At 60.3% G+C, this 16,745-nt stretch carries 17 protein-coding genes and 3 pseudogenes; 15 read left to right on the plus strand and 5 right to left on the minus strand.

What is annotated here, in order from left to right; genetic code table 11:
* The first annotated feature begins 14 nt into the window (after positions 1-14).
* The 11 genes from SPBM01_RS17575 (at position 15) to SPBM01_RS17625 (ending at position 11,711) form a co-directional block, all read left to right on the plus strand.
* The gene (locus SPBM01_RS17575; protein WP_188062823.1) at positions 15-1,313 is read left to right on the plus strand and encodes an acyl-CoA dehydrogenase family protein; all 1,299 of its coding nucleotides are present in this window, start codon (positions 15-17) and stop codon (positions 1,311-1,313) included.
* Between the two features lie 27 nt (positions 1,314-1,340).
* Complete coding sequence (locus SPBM01_RS17580) at positions 1,341-2,573, plus strand: thiolase family protein (RefSeq protein ID WP_188062824.1); 1,233 nt, start codon at positions 1,341-1,343, stop codon at positions 2,571-2,573.
* Between the two features lie 4 nt (positions 2,574-2,577).
* On the plus strand, positions 2,578-4,194 hold the full coding sequence (locus tag SPBM01_RS17585) for an AMP-binding protein (protein ID WP_188062825.1): 1,617 nt from the start codon (positions 2,578-2,580) through the stop codon (positions 4,192-4,194).
* On the plus strand, positions 4,191-5,306 hold the full coding sequence (locus tag SPBM01_RS17590) for a saccharopine dehydrogenase family protein (protein WP_188062826.1): 1,116 nt from the start codon (positions 4,191-4,193) through the stop codon (positions 5,304-5,306). The genes SPBM01_RS17585 and SPBM01_RS17590 overlap by 4 nt, the downstream gene beginning before the upstream one ends.
* Positions 5,306-6,088 carry an SDR family NAD(P)-dependent oxidoreductase gene (locus SPBM01_RS17595; protein ID WP_188062827.1) on the plus strand — a complete coding sequence of 261 codons (783 nt, stop codon included), beginning with the start codon at positions 5,306-5,308 and terminating at the stop codon, positions 6,086-6,088. Before SPBM01_RS17590 ends, SPBM01_RS17595 begins: the two co-directional genes overlap by 1 nt.
* Positions 6,089-6,098: 10 nt before the next feature.
* Positions 6,099-6,860 carry an SDR family NAD(P)-dependent oxidoreductase gene (locus SPBM01_RS17600; RefSeq protein WP_223177732.1) on the plus strand — a complete coding sequence of 254 codons (762 nt, stop codon included), beginning with the start codon at positions 6,099-6,101 and terminating at the stop codon, positions 6,858-6,860.
* The gene (locus SPBM01_RS17605) at positions 6,857-7,723 is read left to right on the plus strand and encodes an enoyl-CoA hydratase/isomerase family protein (RefSeq protein WP_188062828.1); all 867 of its coding nucleotides are present in this window, start codon (positions 6,857-6,859) and stop codon (positions 7,721-7,723) included. Before SPBM01_RS17600 ends, SPBM01_RS17605 begins: the two co-directional genes overlap by 4 nt.
* Positions 7,720-8,100, plus strand: coding sequence for an EthD domain-containing protein (locus SPBM01_RS17610; RefSeq protein ID WP_188062829.1), 381 nt, complete (start codon positions 7,720-7,722; stop codon positions 8,098-8,100). Before SPBM01_RS17605 ends, SPBM01_RS17610 begins: the two co-directional genes overlap by 4 nt.
* Positions 8,097-8,891, plus strand: coding sequence for an SDR family NAD(P)-dependent oxidoreductase (locus tag SPBM01_RS17615; RefSeq protein WP_188062830.1), 795 nt, complete (start codon positions 8,097-8,099; stop codon positions 8,889-8,891). Before SPBM01_RS17610 ends, SPBM01_RS17615 begins: the two co-directional genes overlap by 4 nt.
* Positions 8,892-8,945: 54 nt before the next feature.
* A complete protein-coding gene (locus tag SPBM01_RS17620) occupies positions 8,946-10,664 on the plus strand; it encodes an acyl-CoA dehydrogenase family protein (protein ID WP_188062831.1) in 1,719 nt (572 codons plus the stop codon).
* 66 nt (positions 10,665-10,730) lie between these two features.
* Entirely contained in the window at positions 10,731-11,711 is a 981-nt protein-coding gene (locus SPBM01_RS17625) for a zinc-binding dehydrogenase (protein WP_188062832.1), read from the plus strand.
* A 300-nt stretch (positions 11,712-12,011) separates the two neighbouring features.
* Here SPBM01_RS17625 and SPBM01_RS17630 read toward each other — a convergent pair whose 3' ends face one another.
* Positions 12,012-12,521, minus strand: coding sequence for an SRPBCC domain-containing protein (locus SPBM01_RS17630; protein ID WP_188062833.1), 510 nt, complete (start codon positions 12,519-12,521; stop codon positions 12,012-12,014).
* Between the two features lie 99 nt (positions 12,522-12,620).
* Here SPBM01_RS17630 and SPBM01_RS17635 point away from each other — a divergent pair, with 99 nt between their 5' ends.
* Complete coding sequence (locus SPBM01_RS17635) at positions 12,621-13,535, plus strand: LysR family transcriptional regulator (RefSeq protein WP_188062834.1); 915 nt, start codon at positions 12,621-12,623, stop codon at positions 13,533-13,535.
* Positions 13,536-13,569: 34 nt separating this feature from the next.
* Here SPBM01_RS17635 and SPBM01_RS17640 read toward each other — a convergent pair whose 3' ends face one another.
* From SPBM01_RS17640 to panB, 3 genes and pseudogenes are all read right to left on the minus strand, one after another.
* Complete coding sequence (locus SPBM01_RS17640) at positions 13,570-14,190, minus strand: LysE family translocator (RefSeq protein WP_188062835.1); 621 nt, start codon at positions 14,188-14,190, stop codon at positions 13,570-13,572.
* Complete coding sequence (locus SPBM01_RS17645; protein ID WP_223177733.1) at positions 14,187-14,651, minus strand: PaaI family thioesterase; 465 nt, start codon at positions 14,649-14,651, stop codon at positions 14,187-14,189. The genes SPBM01_RS17640 and SPBM01_RS17645 overlap by 4 nt, the downstream gene beginning before the upstream one ends.
* Positions 14,648-15,394: pseudogene (panB, locus tag SPBM01_RS17650) on the minus strand (3-methyl-2-oxobutanoate hydroxymethyltransferase); the annotation flags it as partial. The gene SPBM01_RS17645 and the pseudogene panB, both read right to left, overlap by 4 nt.
* Here panB and SPBM01_RS22015 point away from each other — a divergent pair.
* A pseudogene (locus tag SPBM01_RS22015) lies at positions 15,391-15,555 on the plus strand (23S rRNA (adenine(2030)-N(6))-methyltransferase RlmJ); the annotation flags it as partial. The pseudogenes panB and SPBM01_RS22015 overlap by 4 nt on opposite strands.
* A 72-nt stretch (positions 15,556-15,627) precedes the next feature.
* Here SPBM01_RS22015 and SPBM01_RS17660 read toward each other — a convergent pair.
* A pseudogene (locus tag SPBM01_RS17660) lies at positions 15,628-15,801 on the minus strand (integrase); the annotation flags it as partial.
* 204 nt (positions 15,802-16,005) lie between these two features.
* On the opposite strand from SPBM01_RS17660, the gene SPBM01_RS17665 reads away from it, so the two are divergent.
* Both SPBM01_RS17665 and SPBM01_RS17670 read left to right on the plus strand, forming a co-directional pair.
* Complete coding sequence (locus tag SPBM01_RS17665; RefSeq protein ID WP_188062837.1) at positions 16,006-16,251, plus strand: type II toxin-antitoxin system ParD family antitoxin; 246 nt, start codon at positions 16,006-16,008, stop codon at positions 16,249-16,251.
* 2 nt (positions 16,252-16,253) lie between these two features.
* Positions 16,254-16,556, plus strand: coding sequence for a type II toxin-antitoxin system RelE/ParE family toxin (locus SPBM01_RS17670; RefSeq protein WP_188062838.1), 303 nt, complete (start codon positions 16,254-16,256; stop codon positions 16,554-16,556).
* The last annotated feature ends 189 nt before the right edge of the window (positions 16,557-16,745 follow it).

A 16,745-nucleotide genomic window follows, 5' to 3' on the forward strand; every position in this document is an offset into this window, starting at 1 on the left:
AGGAGAGAGTAGTTATGGCATCCGCCCCCACAGTTGAACCAACCGAAGCGTTGATCGGCCCATTGAGTTGGCCGGTGAAGCCGAAAGTGAAACTCGGCATGACGGGGGCGGAAGCCGATCTCACAGATACCGAACAGGCGTTCCAAGATATGGCGCACGGTTTTGCCGCTACCGTCATGCGGCCGATCGGTGAAAAGCTGGATCGCTTAACACCAGAACAGGTGATTGCACCAGATTCCCCTTATTGGGAATTTCGTGAGAAGTACCTGGCGCTTGATATCAATCCGGTAACACTGAGCGAACTACCCCCTGCCGACCTTGGGAAGATTCTTCCGATCATCATGGAGGAGTTTGGATGGGGAGATGGCGGCCTGTCCGTGACGATCGGTGCCTGCCAACTCCCTCCCCTGCTCACCCTCATGTTCGGCAAGCAATATCTGCTGGAGCGTTATCCCGTGGACCTGATCGGGTGCTGGGCCATCACCGAACCCGATCATGGGTCGGATGCGCTCGACCCTTCCAAGCAGATATTCCACGCCCAGGGAAATTACGGCCGTCCCAATTGCGTCGCGAAGCTGGTCGGCGACAAGGTCATCCTGAACGGTCAGAAATCGGCCTGGGTTTCGAACGGACCGATTGCGGAGGTCTGCGTGCTCTATTCGGCCGCCGACCGTGGCAACGGCCCTGATCCGGAGAACGGCGTCGTCATGATCGTCCCAATGAACACCAACGGTGTCAGTCGGGGGAAGTCTATCGACAAGCTGGGGCAGCGCCCGCTTCCCCAGGGCGAGATATTCTTCGACAATGTCGAGCTTTCCGCGGACCATATCATCGCCGGACCTGAAGAGTTCCAGCGCGCCGTTTATGCGGTCCATTGTGAGGCCAATGGGCAGATGGGCGCCATCTGGACTGGCTCCGCGCGCGCTGCATTCGAGATTGCCTGGAAATACGCCCATGATCGCAAGCAGGGTGGCGTCCCGATCTATCGACATCAGGCGGTCGCACAAAAGCTGTTCCATATGTATCGCAAAGTGGAGGCATCGCGCGCGCTGACCCGGCGCGTCGCATTGTTCAATTTCACTCAGCCCGTGCCCGCACTCCAGTCAGCGATGGCCGCGAAGGTTACTGCAACGCAGACGGCATTCGAGGTAGCGTCGGACGCCCTGCAAATGCTTGGCGGCAATGGCAATACGCGGGAATATCCCATCGAAAAAATCCTTCGCGATGCTCGCGCTTCCATGATCGAGGATGGCTGCAATGACATTCTCGCAATCAAGGGCGGGTTTCAGATGATGGACCCCGACCTTCTCTAAGCCCGCAGACGACAGGGTCCAATCACCATGAAAATGAATGCGATTGTTGCAGGCGTCGGCATGACGACCTTTGGAAAGCACACCGCCCGTTCCCTCAAGAGCCTCGCTGGAGAAGCCATTGCGGCTGCCCTTGCGGACGCCGGCCTCTCCAGCGCAGACATTCAGGCCGCCTATATGGGCAATGCTGCGGCTGGCACCATCACCGGGCAGGTGTGCATCCCCGGCGAAGTCGTGCTGCGCGAAATGGGGATTGGCGGCATCCCGGTCATAAACGTCGAAAACGCCTGTGCGACCGCATCGACGGCGCTCAACCAGGCGGCCACCATGGTGACCTTCGGCGCGTATGACATCGTCCTTGCCTGTGGCTATGAGAAGCTGACCCATCCGGACAAGGCAAAGACCTTTTGTGTTTTTTCCGGTGCTGTCGATGTACTCGCGATGGACGAGCTTCGCCAACAGATTGACGCGAAGATGGCGGCTGTTGGTATGGAAGTGGATCCGGAAACCGCCGCCAGCCGATCACTTTTCATGGACATATATGCGACCGAGGCAATCGGTCACATGCAGAAATATGGCACGACGCGAGAGCAATTGGCTGCGGTGCCGGCGAAAAATTCAAAGTTTGGCGCGCTCAATCCCAGGGCACAGTTTTGTGATGTCGTGAGTGTCGAAGACGTTCTGGCGTCCCGCGAGATCATCTGGCCACTAACCTTGCCGATGTGTTCGCCCATTGGCGATGGTGCCGCCGCAGTCATCCTGATCAGTGAGCGCAAGGCACGCGAACTGGGGCTTGTCGATCCGGTAAGGATTATGGCCTCCACACTACAGAGTAGTTGGGATTATCCGGCGGGCGAAGAGTCGCTCGTCTTCTATAAAGCCGTTGCCCAGACCTATGAGGACGCAGGCGTCGGTCCTGAGGATCTGGATGTGGTCGAACTTCACGATGCGTCGGCCTCGTCCGAAATTCTCCACACCGAATATCTAGGGCTTTGCGCACCCGGCGAGGGCGGCAGGCTCGTGGAATCCGGCGCTACCGGTCCGGGAGGGCGGATCATCGTCAACCCGTCTGGCGGCTTACTTCGGAAGGGACACCCGATCGGCGCAACCGGCATCGCACAGATCGTCGAGCTGACCGAACAATTGCAGGGCCGCTCCGGAGCACGCCAGACGGCAGGCGCGCGCATCGGCCTGGCGGAAAATGGCGGCGGTTACATCAACGGTGACGTCGCGGCCCTGTGCGTCACAATCTTGAAACGGTGAAGCTATGACGACAATCCCTCCTATCAGTATCGCGCATCTCATCGCCGATCGCGCGGCATGCCAGCCCGATCTGGATGTGCTGACTTTTGAACATGAAGGTAATTTCGAGAGCCGGACCTATGCCCAGCTGTGGGAAAATGCCCAGCGCATAGCTGGCGTTTTGGCCGATCGTGGTTTGAGCCAAGGGGATCGCTTTGCCCTTCTGATCCTGAACCATCCTGAATTCGTCGAGACGATGATCGCATCAGCGATATTGGGAACGGTATTCGTACCTATCGACCCACGCACGCGCGGCGACAAACTCGCCTACATGTTACGCGATTCTGGATGCCTTGGCGTATTGGCTGCGAGCTACTCGCTGCCGGGCCTGATCGAGGCGCTGGCGAAGGCACCTGAAATTCGCTGGGCGATAGCCGTGGACGAAGCCGGGCCTCAGGGCAGCGCACTGCCAGTGTTTAGCCTGCGAACCGCGATGAACGATGCCCCTCCCGCCGAACATCGCGCGATCATGGTGCGGCAGGACGTAGAGCCGATGCAGGTTATGTATACATCCGGGACGACCGGGGACCCCAAAGGGATTGTCATTCCCCATGCTCGTTTCAATGCAGTGTCCGGCCATGGCGAGGCGGTATTCGGATATAGACTGGATGATCGCCCCTACAGCGGATTATCGCTGACCCACGGCAATGCCCAATTCGTAACATTGGCGCCATCGCTCAGGATGGGCCTGCGCGCAGTGTTCAGTCGCAAGTTCACCAAGTCGCGCCTGTGGGACATCACCCGGACGCTCGGATGCACAACCTTCTCCTTACTGGGTGGAATGGTAACGGCCATATTCGCGGAGGCACCCAAGCCGGACGATGCTGACAATCCGGTTCGGCTAGTCATCTCCGCAGGCATGCCCGCCGCGATCTGGGAAGATTTCGAACGCCGGTTCGGCGTCGATGTCTTCGAGTTCTTCGGTGCGATGGAAGGCGGAATGACGATAAAGCGGGTCGGTGAAGGCCCGGTGGGCAGTTGCGGTCGGATTGCCCCCGGCCTTATCGGCAAGATTGTCGATGAAGACGGGATTGAAGTGTCCCTCGGCCAGTCGGGGGAATTGTGCTTTCGGCTGGAGGCCGGGCCGTTTCCACCCGTCACCTATATCAACAATCCCGCCGCGTCCGCGCTGAAGGTCGTGGACGGCTGGTTGCATTCCGGCGACATCGTGCACGCCGATGCTGATGGCTGGATATTCTACGAATTTCGCAAGGGCGGCGGCATTCGGCGGAATGGCGAATTCATAAACCCGGCCTTCGTGGAAAAGGCGCTCGCGCTGCATCCCGACGTCGATGACGTCTTCGTCTATGGCGTTCGCGCCGAACGGGGCGCGCCGGGCGAGAAACATGTCGTCGCGGCCATTGTTCCGCGCGACCATGCGACTTTCGAGCCGGAAAGCCTGTTCGCCTGGGCGCGCGAACGGCTGGAATCAAACATGCAACTGGATTTCGTCCATGTGGTCCATGAAATCCCGAAAACAGCCTCTGAAAAGCCCCAGGAACGTTTTTTGATTGAGGCCTTCACCCGTGATTCCGGGGCCATTCACGGACCGCAGAACAAGAGCAAGGAGTTGAGTGCATGAGTGACATCAAGGTCGTCCTATACGGCGCCAGCGGCTACACTGGCGAGCATGTCATGTGGAAGCTTGCGGAACGCGGCGTGCCCTTCATCGCAGCGGGCCGCAACAAGGCGCGGCTTGAAGCGCGCCTGAAAGCCCAACCCGAACTGGTGGGCGCACGGTATGAAGTCGTGGAAATCGCGCACGATGAGGTAGCGCTGACAGAACTGCTACGCGGCAAGACCGTCGTTCACAATCTTGTCGGTCCTTATATGCAGTTGGGCGAGCCGGTCGTGAAAGCGGCGCTTGCGGCCGGTTGCCACTATCTGGACGCGACCGGCGAGCAGGACTGGAAAGTCTTCATTCGTGACACTTATGGTGCGGCTTTTGCGGCAAAGGGGCTGGTTCTTGCTCCGGCAACGTCCTCGATGTGGACTTCGGGCTTGTTGGCGGCAGAATCCGTGCTGGAAAAGCCGGGGATCGACAGCGTAGACATTCTCTATACGCTCCACGGAATTCCATCCGCTGCTTCAACGCTTAGTTTTATGCGGATGTGTTGCCAGACCCAGTTGAGACTGGTCGATAATAAACTTACGCCCTGGCCGGCGTCGGCACATTTCCAGGTGTCTGTCCCCGGAATCCATCAGGTCCTGACGGCCCTGCCCTGGAGCGGCGGCGGTGAATCGCTGTATTTCGAACATGATCCTCGCGTCATCAATTGCTCCACGCTGGTCACTTTCCGCAACCAGGGGCTGATGACGATGCTGGTACCCAAGATGCAGGAATTCGCCGAGAAATATGCCCATTTGCCCGCTGCTGAGCAGGAGGAAGCAACCAATGCCTGGGCTAATGAAATCGCGCCGCAGGGTGATATGCCGCGAGAGGATTATACGCAGCACCGCGTACTCTTCACATGTCATGGCCGCGGAACCCTGGTCGCACGGTCCGTCGCCATATGGGGCGTTACCGGTTATGTGATGACAGCGGTCATCGGCGCCACCATCATCGATACCCTGCTCCAAGGCCGGCCGAAAGAGGTCGGTTTCCAGTCTCCCGTCAAGGTTGTGGGCGTTCACAGGATGCGATCCGAACTCGAAGCCGAAGGGGTATTCGGCCAGACATCGGTGCTGTTCTGATGGGGCGCGTCAACGGCAAACGCATCTTGGTGACGGGTGGCGGTTCGGGATTGGGCGCTGCGTTCGTAACGCGCCTTGCCGAAGAGGGTGCCCGCCTCTTCATCGCCGATATCGACATGTCGTCGGGCGAAGCCCTGGCGCGCGCGACCGGTGGAACCTTCTTGCCGCTCGATGTGTCCGATGAGGACGCTTGGGTCAGTGCGATCGCGACAGTGGAGCGGGATGCTGGTGGCCTTGACGGTCTGGTCAACAATGCCGGGCTTGCCAGCAGCAAGGGGGGCGAGGACATCGAGACGATCGACCTGACCGATCTGCACCGGATATTCGCCGTGAATGTAGATGGCACGATATTGGGTTGCAAACACGCCATTCCCCTGATGTCGCGATCGGGCGGCGGCTCGATCGTCAATCTTTCCTCGATCGCAGCACTCATACCGGCGGCCTTCGTAGTGAGTTACGGTGCGAGCAAGGCCACCGTGGCGCATTTGACGCGATCGATCGCGATGCATTGCGCCGGCAAGGGCCAGGCCATACGCTGCAATTCAGTTCATCCCGGCCAAGTTCGTACCGCGATGATGGAATCCATCATCGCGCGCATGGGCCAGGACACGAATATGGGCCAGGCCAAGGCCGAGCAGACCTTTCTCGATCAGATCCCCTTGCGCAAATTTCAGGAAGCGATCGATATCGCCAATGCCGTGTTGTTCCTTCTCTCCGATGAGGCACGCTTCATCACCGGCACCCAATTGATTGTCGATGGCGGCATGACACTCTCAAACTGAGGTACATCATATGAATTGCCTGGGGCGCTTTGCAGACAAGGTCGTCGCCGTCACTGGCGGCGGATCCGGAATTGGCGAAGCAATATGCCATCGCATCGCATCGGAAGGCGGACGCATTGCCCTCCTCGACCTGAATATCGAAGCCGCCGAGCGCGTCGCCGCCGTGATCCGCGGCAATGGCGGGAAGGCAGATGCCTATCGCGCGGATGTAACGGACGCTGCTGGGCTGGCCACCCTTTTTGATAGGGTCGTCTCTCATACCGGAGGATTGGACGCGGCCGTAAACAGCGCCGGGATCGGGGGGCCTTTTGTACCCTCGCTCGAATATCCGCTCGACTGGTGGCAACGCACGCTCGACATCAATCTGTCCGGCGTTTTCTACAGTATCCGCGCCGAGCTTCCGCACATGATAAAGGCCGGCAAGGGCAATATTGTCAACATCTCGTCGGTCTGCGGCATTATCGGCCAGGCGGGAACTGCCGCTTATGTCGCGACCAAGCACGCCCTTATCGGACTGACCAAAACCTTGGCGCTCGAATACGGTCGGCAGGGCATCCGCGTGAATGCCGTGGGGCCGACCTATATCCGCACGCCGTTAACGCTGGCCGAGATTCCCCAAGAGCAATGGGCGATGCTGGACGAGCGGCATGCGACGGGCCGGTGCGCCACGCCAGAAGATGTCGCGGCGCTGACGGCCTTTCTGGCATCGGACGATTCCGGGTCCGTCACGGGATCCTTTCACCTGGTTGACGGCGGTTTGACGGCGGGATGACCGACCTGCCGCACCTGAAAGCGATGCGTCTCACTGTCTGCGGAGCGATTGCGACGGTCACGATCGACAATCCGCCCCTCAATCTCCTAGATGCGGTCTTGTTCGCAGATCTGGACCGGCTCGGGCAATGGCTGGAAAGCGATACGGATCTGCGGGTGGTTGTTTTCGAAAGCGCGAACGCCGATTTTTTCATCGCCCATGCCGACCTTGAGATGCTGGAGGGCCTCTCGCGTACGATCCAGCCCAGGCTTTCTCAGCCGTCGCCACACCAGCAAACTATCGAACGGTTTCGAACACTGCCTCAAGTGACGATCGGCAAACTCGAAGGCATTGCGCGCGGAGGCGGGAGCGAGTTCCTCCTTGCGCTCGACATGCGGTTCGGGGCCCTGGATCGGGCAATTTTAGGGCAGCCGGAAGTAGCGCTCGGCTTTCCGCCCGGTTGCGGGGCGACGCAAAGACTGCCTCGGCTGGTAGGCCGGGCTCACGCCCTCGAGGCCATTCTGGGCGGCGGAGACTATGACGCGCAAGACGCGGCGCGGATCGGCTGGCTCAATCGCGCACTCCCAGCGAATGAACTGGGCGATTTTATCGACAATCTTGCAAGGCGGATCGCAAGCTATCCGCGAATGGCCATCATGGCTGCGAAGTCCGCCATTGATACGTCGGCGCCCACGTTGCGCGAAGGTTTATGCGACGAATTCCAGGCATTCCATGTCGCCTATGGATCAGACGACGCCCAGCTTCGCATGAAGCGTGCCATGGCGCGCGGCTTTCAGACAAAAGCCGTCGAGACCGTGCCTCTTGAAAGCTGGCTTGTTGCACTTTCCGACACCGCCATCGACCAAGAGGGAAAAAGCCTGTGATCACCTTGTTCTATTGCCTGCGGCGGCTACCCACCATGAGCATCGCTGAATTTAGCGACTACTGGTTCGGGCCACATGCAGAGCTGGTTCGCAACCATGCAGAAAGGCTCAGCATCGTTCGCTATGTTCAGCATCACGGTGTCGCTCCGGAAGCGGCCCTCGCCATGCAATCTGCACGGGGCCTCGACGATCCCTTCGACGGCATCGCGGAAATCGCGTTCGAGAGTTTTGAAGCTCTCGAGCGTGCCAATCTCAGCCCGGAAGCGGCGCAAGCACAGGCGACGCTCGCCAATGACGAGGATCAGTTCATCGACCGCGCGCGTTCGTCGATCATCTTCGCTCAATCCAGGCCCGTAATCGGCGGTGCCCCGCTATGAGTGGCCGCTTTGATGGCAAGGTAGCCCTGATTACCGGCGGTGGAACGGGAATCGGCGCGGCAACGGCCCGTCGGCTTGCAGCGGAAGGGGCGCGTGTGGTCGTAACCGGAAGAAGGCCGGAGCACATCGAGAAGATCGCGTATGAAACGGGCGGCCGAGCAGTTGCAGGCGATACCAGTTCGCTGGCGCATATCGAGGAAGCCGTCGCCGCCGCATGCGATACTTTCGGGGGTCTGGACATTCTCGTTGCCAACGCCGGCGTCGAGCTGTTCGGTTCGGTCGAGACCGTGGATATCATGGATTGGCGCCGGACGCTGGAGATCAACGTGGAAGGCGCCATGCTGGCGGCGCGAGTGGCGGTCCCCCGGATGCGCCAACGCGGCGAAGGTGCCATCGTCCTGGTGGCATCCGTGGCGGCGCTTTCGGGCGCGCCTCACTATGTTTCCTATCTCACCAGCAAAGCGGCCTTGCTCGGTCTCAATCGCTCGCTCGCTTATGACTTTGGGCCCGAGAATATTCGTTGCAACGCCCTTTGTCCCGGATGGGTAAGGACCGAAATGGCCGAGCGCGCCTTGGGGGAATTTGCCCACGCACAAGGCATTACGCTTGAAGAAATGATAGCAAAAGTCGTGGGTCCTTATCCGCTGCGCCGCATGGGTAATCCGGCGGAGATTGCCGGGACAATCGCGTTCCTCGCATCACGCGACGCGGCATTTATCACTGGGACGACGATCGTAGCGGACGGCGGCGGTGCAATCGTCGATATCGGAACACTTGCCTTCGCATCCTGATGCATGATCGGGCATTCATCTAGAAAGCGAACATACGTGACGTCGGAATCGGACATGGACGCAGCGGCTATGATTGCCGCACATATCGAACTGAACAGCGGCATGGACCGGCTCCGGCAGGTTAGGCCGGAATTTGCAGCAGCCGACGCAGATACAATTTCTGCCATTCTCTCGGAAGCGGCGAAGTTCTCGTCGGCCTATCTCGCGCCGCTTAACCCGATCGCCGATCAAGAGGCGTGCCGTCTCGAAGATGGACGCGTTCGCACCGTGGCCGGACATCGCGATGCGTGGAAAGCTTTTGTCGATGGGGGCTGGCCAACGCTTGATCAATCGGCTGATTTTGGCGGGCAGAATTTGCCGCTCGTACTCTGGGCCGGCTGTCAGGAACTGTTCGATCGGGGATGCGTCGCGTTCGGTATGCTTCCCGGCCCCCAGCGCGCTGCTGCGCATCTGCTGGCAGCATGGGGCGACGAAGCGACAAAATCAGAATGGTTGCCAAAGCTTGTGACAGGCGAATGGGGCGCAACAATCTGCATTTCGGAGGCTGACGCAGGATCGGATGTCGGTCGTTTGCGAACCACTGCAGCGGTGGATGATACAGGTATCTGGCGCATTACGGGCGAGAAGATGTGGATTTCTTTCGGCGACCATGACCTCACACCTCGGATCGGCCATTTTCTGCTCGCCAGGGAAACCGGGCCATCCGGTGGTATAAGCCTGTTTCTAGTCCCCGATACAATCACCAACCCGGACGGTGAGACATCGCGCAATGCGATAGTAGTGCGCCGGATCGAAGAGAAGATGGGCCTGCACGGATCGCCAACCTGCGCGCTGGGTTTCGAGGGTGCCCAGGCTTTCCTTGTGGGGCAGCCGGGCCGAGGCCTGGCGCAGCTCTTCGTGATGATCACGAATATGCGGCTGTCTGTTGGCGTTCAGGGATTGGGGCTTGCATCGCTGGCTGCCGATATTGGGGCGGCTTACGCCGAGGAGCGCCGGCAAGGTGGTTCACCAAAGAGCCCTGCGGTACCGATCGTTCAGCATCGCGATATTCAACGCCTTCTGCTTGGCATGGAAGCGCGGGTCGAAATGCTGCGTGGGCTCATACTGACAGCCGCTATTCAGGCCGACCTCGCGACACATGAGAGCGATCCGGACGCGGCCGCCAGGGCCCGGGGACTGACGCAATGGTTGCTGCCTATCGTCAAGACGACGGGTGGCGAGTTTGCATTCGATAATGCAAATGATGCGATACAGGTTCTCGGGGGGGCGGGGTACACCCGCGAATGGCCAGTGGAACAGATCCTCCGCGATGCCAGGGTATTCACCGTCTATGAGGGAACCACCGGCATGCAGGCGATCGACCTGCTCCACCGGCGCCTATGGAAAGACGAAGGCGCGGGACTGAAGCTGTTTTTGCAGGATGCCCGACAATGCGCTGCCAGATGCGCCGCACCTGACCATGTTTCCGCGCTGCAATGCTTCGATCTTCTGGAGGATGCGGCGAAGCAGCTTGGCGCGCTTGCATCGTCACCTCGGAATGCGGAAGCGAGCGCAACCGCCTTTCTTCACCTTGCATCGACGTGCGCGCTTAGCTGGATTGCCGTACAGTTAGCGGACCTCGATGGTTCGCCGCTACACGCTCGGCTCGGTATACTGGGACGGTATTGGCTGAAATCGGCAAAGGCACATGCAGACCTGGCCCATAGCCAAGTTCGGGAAGGAGCCACTCTTCTCTCGGAGTTCGATGCTCTGCGCTCCAACAGGAGCATGTGAAATTATCGCTACTGTCTCAAATTGCCGCCCGCGCCGGGAGAACGGCCAGATCTCCTGGGAGCCCCCATGCGTAGTATAACCCATTCCAGTTTTGGTGACCCGGCCGATGTTCTTAAGCTGATCGATGTCCCGCTTCCCGAACCTGCAAAGGGCGAAGTTCGCATCAGAACTACCCTTGCCGTAATCCACAATCATGACTTGCTCACCGTTCAAGGTGCTTATGGGTCTTTACCAATGCTGCCCACAATCGGTGGCAGCGAGGCTGTCGGAACTATTGACGCGGTCGGAGATGGGATTGACCCCGCAAGGATTGGACAGCGCGTTACGGTAAGCGGCGTAAGAGGCACCTGGGCTGAATATTTCATCGCGCCGGTCGCTCAGATCGTTCTTCTCCCTGGCCAGATTGACGACGAGACGGGCGCCCAGCTTACCGCCATGCCCTTGAGCGCCTTGGGCGTTCTTGATTTTTCGGGGCTGCGCACCGGAGACTGGCTGATTCAGAACGCCGCCAATGGCGCGGTGGGAAGGGCCGTGGCAGTTTTTGCAAAAAGGCGTGGCATAAATCTCGTCAATCTGGTGCGCCGCGCAGATTCTATTCCCGAACTGACCGCTGCGGGTATCGATCAAATTGTCGCGACCGAACAGGGCGACTGGCGCGACAAAGTGAACGCGATTGTGGGAAGCGGGACGCTGTCGGCCGCGATCGACAGTATTGGCGGCTCCTCAAGCGATGACCTTCTCTCGGTCCTCGCGTCCGAGGGCCTGTTGATCTCTTTTGGCGCGATGAGCCGTTCACCCGTACAATTAAATGCCGATGCGCTCATTTTCAAACAAGTAACGGTTAAGGGATATTGGATCGTCAAAGTTCTGGAAAAAATGAGCCAGTCAGCGCTTCAGTCTCTTATGGATGAATTGGTGGCAACAGCCGCAAGCGGCGCGCTCCATCTTCCGGTCGATAGCATTCATGATCTGGCCGACTTTGCTACAGCCATTGCTGCGGCGCGAAAAACCGGTCGATCAGGGAAGCTAATGCTCCGTACCGCATGACACCACATTTATCGCAGCGAGCGGTGCATGTTAGTCGCGACTGAAATTAGTCGGCGAGCCTGCAAAAATACACCGCTGCCTCACGCTTGGTCGTGTCCCTGATGGTGCTGGAGGAGCGCCGCACGACCCGCTCCTGAGACGAGGAGTTCCGTTCCGTGAAGTGCCTGTGCCGCGATATAGGGATAGTGCGGATCGGCGAGATGCGCGCGCGCTATCATGACGAGGTCCAACTGGCTCTGCTCGATCGCTGCGTTGGCGATCTTCGGATCAGCGTGAACGGGTCGAACAGGGATGGCATGATCAGACTTTCGCTTTGCGTGCGGCGACGACGAGACCGTCCAGCCAATCCTGATGGCCGTTGATCATCGGGTTGGGCCTGGTCTTCGCCAGGTCCTTGGCCGGTTCGCCGTTCTGCGTTTCCTGCGTGAGGATGCGGACTCGTCCATCAGAGAGGTCCTCTACCAGCCAGGCATGGTGCACGTCGAGCCGCGTCGCGCCATCGCCGGACCAGCCATGCCAGGCGACACGCCCCGGTTCGCCATCCACTGGCGCTACATATTCGACGACCTCGGCCTCAACCGGAAAACCGAAGGTTTCGAAGTAGAAGCGCGTACCCTCCGCCAGCACGGGGCCGGCGCCATCGTGGAAGCGGACGTTGGCGGAGTTCTCGTAATAGCTCGGCCAGCGCCTTGCCTCGGCCAGGAACGGCCAGACATCGACCGCGCTGAGGTCAGCGACGATCAGTTCGTTCGAGGCGAAGTTGGCGCTGAAGCCGGGAAGGTAGCCCTTGGGCCAGAAAATCTCGTTCATGCTGCGGTATCCAGGTGAAGGGGTCGCGCCCCGGCTTCCCCTCAAATGGTCGTCGTGCCATGATAATGCAAATAAGGCGGCTTTGGTTGGAATATCAGTTTGCGTGATATCAGGACGATCGATCTCAACCTTCTTCGCGCGCTCGACGCGGTGCTGGACGAGCGCAATCTAAGCAGGGCGGCCGAGCGGCTCGGCGTAACGCAGCCGGCGGTCAGCGGCATGCTTACGCGCTTGCAGGAAAGTGTCGGCGAACCGCTGTTCGTGCGGTCGCAGCGTGGCGTGCAACCCACCTTGCGCGCGCTCGACCTCGCCGGCCCGGTCAAGCGGATCCTGGCGGACGTCGAGATCCTGTTGCGGCCATCCCGTTTCGATCCCGAGACAGCGTCATTCACCCTCACGGTGGCGGCGACCGACTATGCGCTGCAAGCGATCGTGCTGCCGTTCGTTGCTAAGCTGCGCAGTCTCGCCCCGGGGATCCGCCTCGCCACACGCCCGATCGACGAGGATCGTATCGCGCAGCAGTTCGATCGGGATGATCTCGATCTCGCGTTGATGACGCCCGAGACAGCGCCACCCGATCTACACGCCCGGCGTCTGTTCGACGAAAGCTATGTCTGCGCCATGCGCTCCGATCATCCCGATGCGAGCACGAACGCGCTGTCGCTCGATCGCTTCTGCGCGCTCGACCATGCGCTGGTTTCGCTTGCCGGAGATTCATTCCGGGGCGTGACCGACGATGCCCTAGCACAAATCGGCAGGTCGCGCCGCATAACGCTCTCGTTGCACAGCTTCCTCGCGCTGGCTGAGGTCTTGCGGACGACGGATCTCGTGGCAGTGGTACCCCGTCGGCTCGTCGCCGGTGCCGGGCTTGCATCCTGCGAGCCGCCGATCGCCATTTCCGGTTTCACCAAACTGGCGGCTTGGCATGGGCGAACGCACCATGACGAAGGACATCGCTGGGCGCGCGCGCTCCTGTTCGAGACATGCGGCGTCGCTGGTCAACCGGGCCGATGACCCGCGACGCGTAGCCGCGCAAGGCGAGGAGGCTTCAGGTTTTGATAACAAGCTCGCCCACCAGCAGGAGTGCGAGTGCGATCATCACGATGCCCGAAACCCGTCCGACCGCTTTGGCGGCCTGTGGGCGGGTACGCAGCACCATGCGCGAAGCATTGCCGACCAAAAGATAGACAACGCCGCAGTTTACGATGTGGACCAGACCCAGGCCAACGATTTGCGCCGGGATCGGCCATGACGCCTTCGTGTCGACGAATTGTGGCAGCAGCGCCAGGAACAGCAAGATTACCTTGGGGTTGAGGCCGCTGACGCCGAAACCCTTGGTCATCCAGCGCATTGATGAGATTGGGCCAGCATCGTCACCAGCGACCGGCACCGGTGGATTGGCAACGAGGCCGACGCCCAACCACAGCAGATAGGCCGCACCTACCAGCGTCAACGCGGCAAGCGCGAACGGCACGCTCGTGACCAGTGCGCCGACACCCGCCGCGACGATCAGTGTCGCCACCAAGTGCCCAAGGAGAAGCCCTGCCACTGCGGGCAGGATCGCCCGGTCGCGCATTCCGGCCGAGATGGCATAGGCCCAGTCAGCACCGGGCGTAATGACGAAGATCACCGACACCGCCCAGAAGGCGGCGAGCAGCCCGGGGTTCATCGGAAGGTCTCCGTCGTGCCAGCAGAGTCGTCAGCAAGCGCAGGCACGATCGTCTGCTGCATCGCCGCGCAGAGCCGGTCCTCGCTATCGACGACATCGACGCGCGTGATTATCGCGGAGCGCCCGGCGCGCAGGACAGTGGCCCTTGCCGTCAGCATCGCCCCCGTCGCCGGGCGCAGGAAATTGATCTTATATTCGAGCGTCAGCACGTCGTGTCCGGCGGGCGCGACGCTCATCGCCGCATAGCCGCCGGCAACGTCTGCCAACGTGCCGATCGCGCCGCCCGCGAAGAAACCGTGCCGCTGGGCCACCGCATCACCGAACGGCAGTTCAAGCGCGCATTGCCCCGTGTCCAGGCTCGCCATCCGGCCACCCATACCGAGCAGCACGCCTTGCTTGGCAAAGCTCGCAACGATGCTCTCACGGCGCTCCGCGCTTAGCGCGTTTTTCACGACGTTCACTTGCGCGCGCCCAGGCGATATTCCTCCGCCTCGCCTGGAAAGGTCGCCCCACGTACGTCGGCCGCGTAGCCGGCCACCGCTTCGCTGATCACACCACGCAGGTCTGCGTAGCGACGAACGAATTTCGGCGTCCAGTCGAACAGGCCAAGCATGTCTTCTGTAACCAGGATTTGCCCGTCGCAGGTCGCTGACGCGCCGATGCCGATCGTCGGGCAGCCGACCGCGCCGGTCACTTCGGCTGCCAGCTCGGGTGTGACCCCCTCGACCACCATGGCGATGGCGCCAGCGGCATCGGTCGCGCGCGCTTCGGCCAGCACCCGCTCACGCTCGGCGTCATTACGACCACGCGCCTTGAAGCCGCCATCTAGGTTTACCGCCTGCGGCCGCAAACCAACGTGGCCGACCACGGGAATGCCGCGCCCTGTAAGGAAGGCGATGCTGTCGGCGACGCCTTGCGCGGCTTCGACCTTCACCGCCTGAGCGCCCGTCTCCATCATGATCCGGCTCGCGGTGTCGAACGCCTGCTCCGGTGACCGCTCGTAGCTGCCGAACGGCAGGTCGATCGCGACCAGGGCATGGCTGCTACCGCGCATGACTGCCTGACCGTGCAGGATCATCATCTCCACCGTGACGCCTACCGTCGAGGACAAGCCGTGGACAACCATGCCCAGGCTGTCGCCGACCAACAGTAGATCGCAATAAGGATCGAGAAGCTGCGCCATCGGCGCGGTGTAGGCGGTTATACGATGGCGACCAGTCCGGCTTATACAACGGCGCGGGCCTTTATATTGTCAATCCGCCCTACGCCTTCACGCAGGCGCTGCCGCCTCTGCTGGAAGCCCTGCGCGCCGCGCTGGCACCGAAAGGGCATAGGGGCGAGATTACAACTGATTGGTTGGGCTAGTGGCCTGTCCTCTCAAGCTTTTCCGAGCCGGTCCGAAAATGCGCCAGGCTTCTGAACATAGGTTGGGACGAGACTGTCGATTGTAAGGTCGAACAGCGCTCGATCCCTGAGGCGGCAGCGCTGATTAAGGTAAAAGCGGATCTCCCAGATTTGCTTTGGCTTCAGCGCCCGCTTGGCGCCGACCGCGCGCCCAGCGTTCCAGACCGGGCGCTTGGGGGATGCATTCAAGGTTTCAGACATTTCCATGATCATTCTCCAATTGGCCAAAATTGGCCACTCCGAAGAACGGCTGCAGACCTCCAGGGGAAATTAGTGAGGCTTGAAGCAAGCCGCGCTTCGGAAATCGTAGAAGGCGTCGGCTGCACAATGGCCACTCTTCGCGGGAGCAGGTCAAGGACGATTTGACAACCTTTGCCAATCTTTGCTATTTTCTTGGCCTTGGAGGTTGCCATGGCTACGATGAATATCTCACTGCCCGATCCGATGAAGCAATGGGTCGAAGCGCAAGCTGACACTGGTCGGTATAGCAATGCCAGCGACTATGTGCGCGATCTCATCCGCCGTGACCAAGAACGCGCCGACAAAGTCGCGGTCATGCAGCGCCTTGTCGATGAGGCCCGCGCCAGCGGTTTGAGCGACGAGACGATGGCGGACATCCGGACGCGAGCGATCAGCCAGGCTGGCTTGCAAGCCTGACCGTGCCTCGCTTTCGCTTAACGCGCGCCGCAGCCGACGATCTGGCAACCATCTTTCTCAAAGGCATCGAGCAGTTCGGACTACCTCAAGCCGACACCTATCACGAAGGTCTGAGCGCGATATTCGCGTTTCTTGCCGAGTATCCCCAGGCTGCTCGATTGCGGGAGGAAATATCGCCTCCCGTCCGCGTGCATCCCTACAAGGCACATCTGGTGATTTATGACGTGGGAGATGAGGACGAGGTCATCATTCTGCGTGTCCGGCATGGCAGGGAAGATTGGATGCCCTCGAACTACGACGGCTAGCCGTGGCAAGGTAGGTGCCTGCGGCCAATCCGCAGAGATCCCCACCCTACTTGGCATTTCTCCTGCCGACCAAATTACGTCATTGCGACGCGCGCGCGAACGGCAGGTTAGTTAGGAAGCTGCCGGAACGGATTTCACCTGTTTGTCGGGCAATAGCCGATTGCGGAATGCCCAGACTGCACTGCGTAA

The sequence above is a fragment of the Sphingobium sp. KCTC 72723 genome, from assembly GCF_014280435.1.
In the GTDB taxonomy this organism is placed as follows: Bacteria; Pseudomonadota; Alphaproteobacteria; order Sphingomonadales; family Sphingomonadaceae; genus Sphingobium.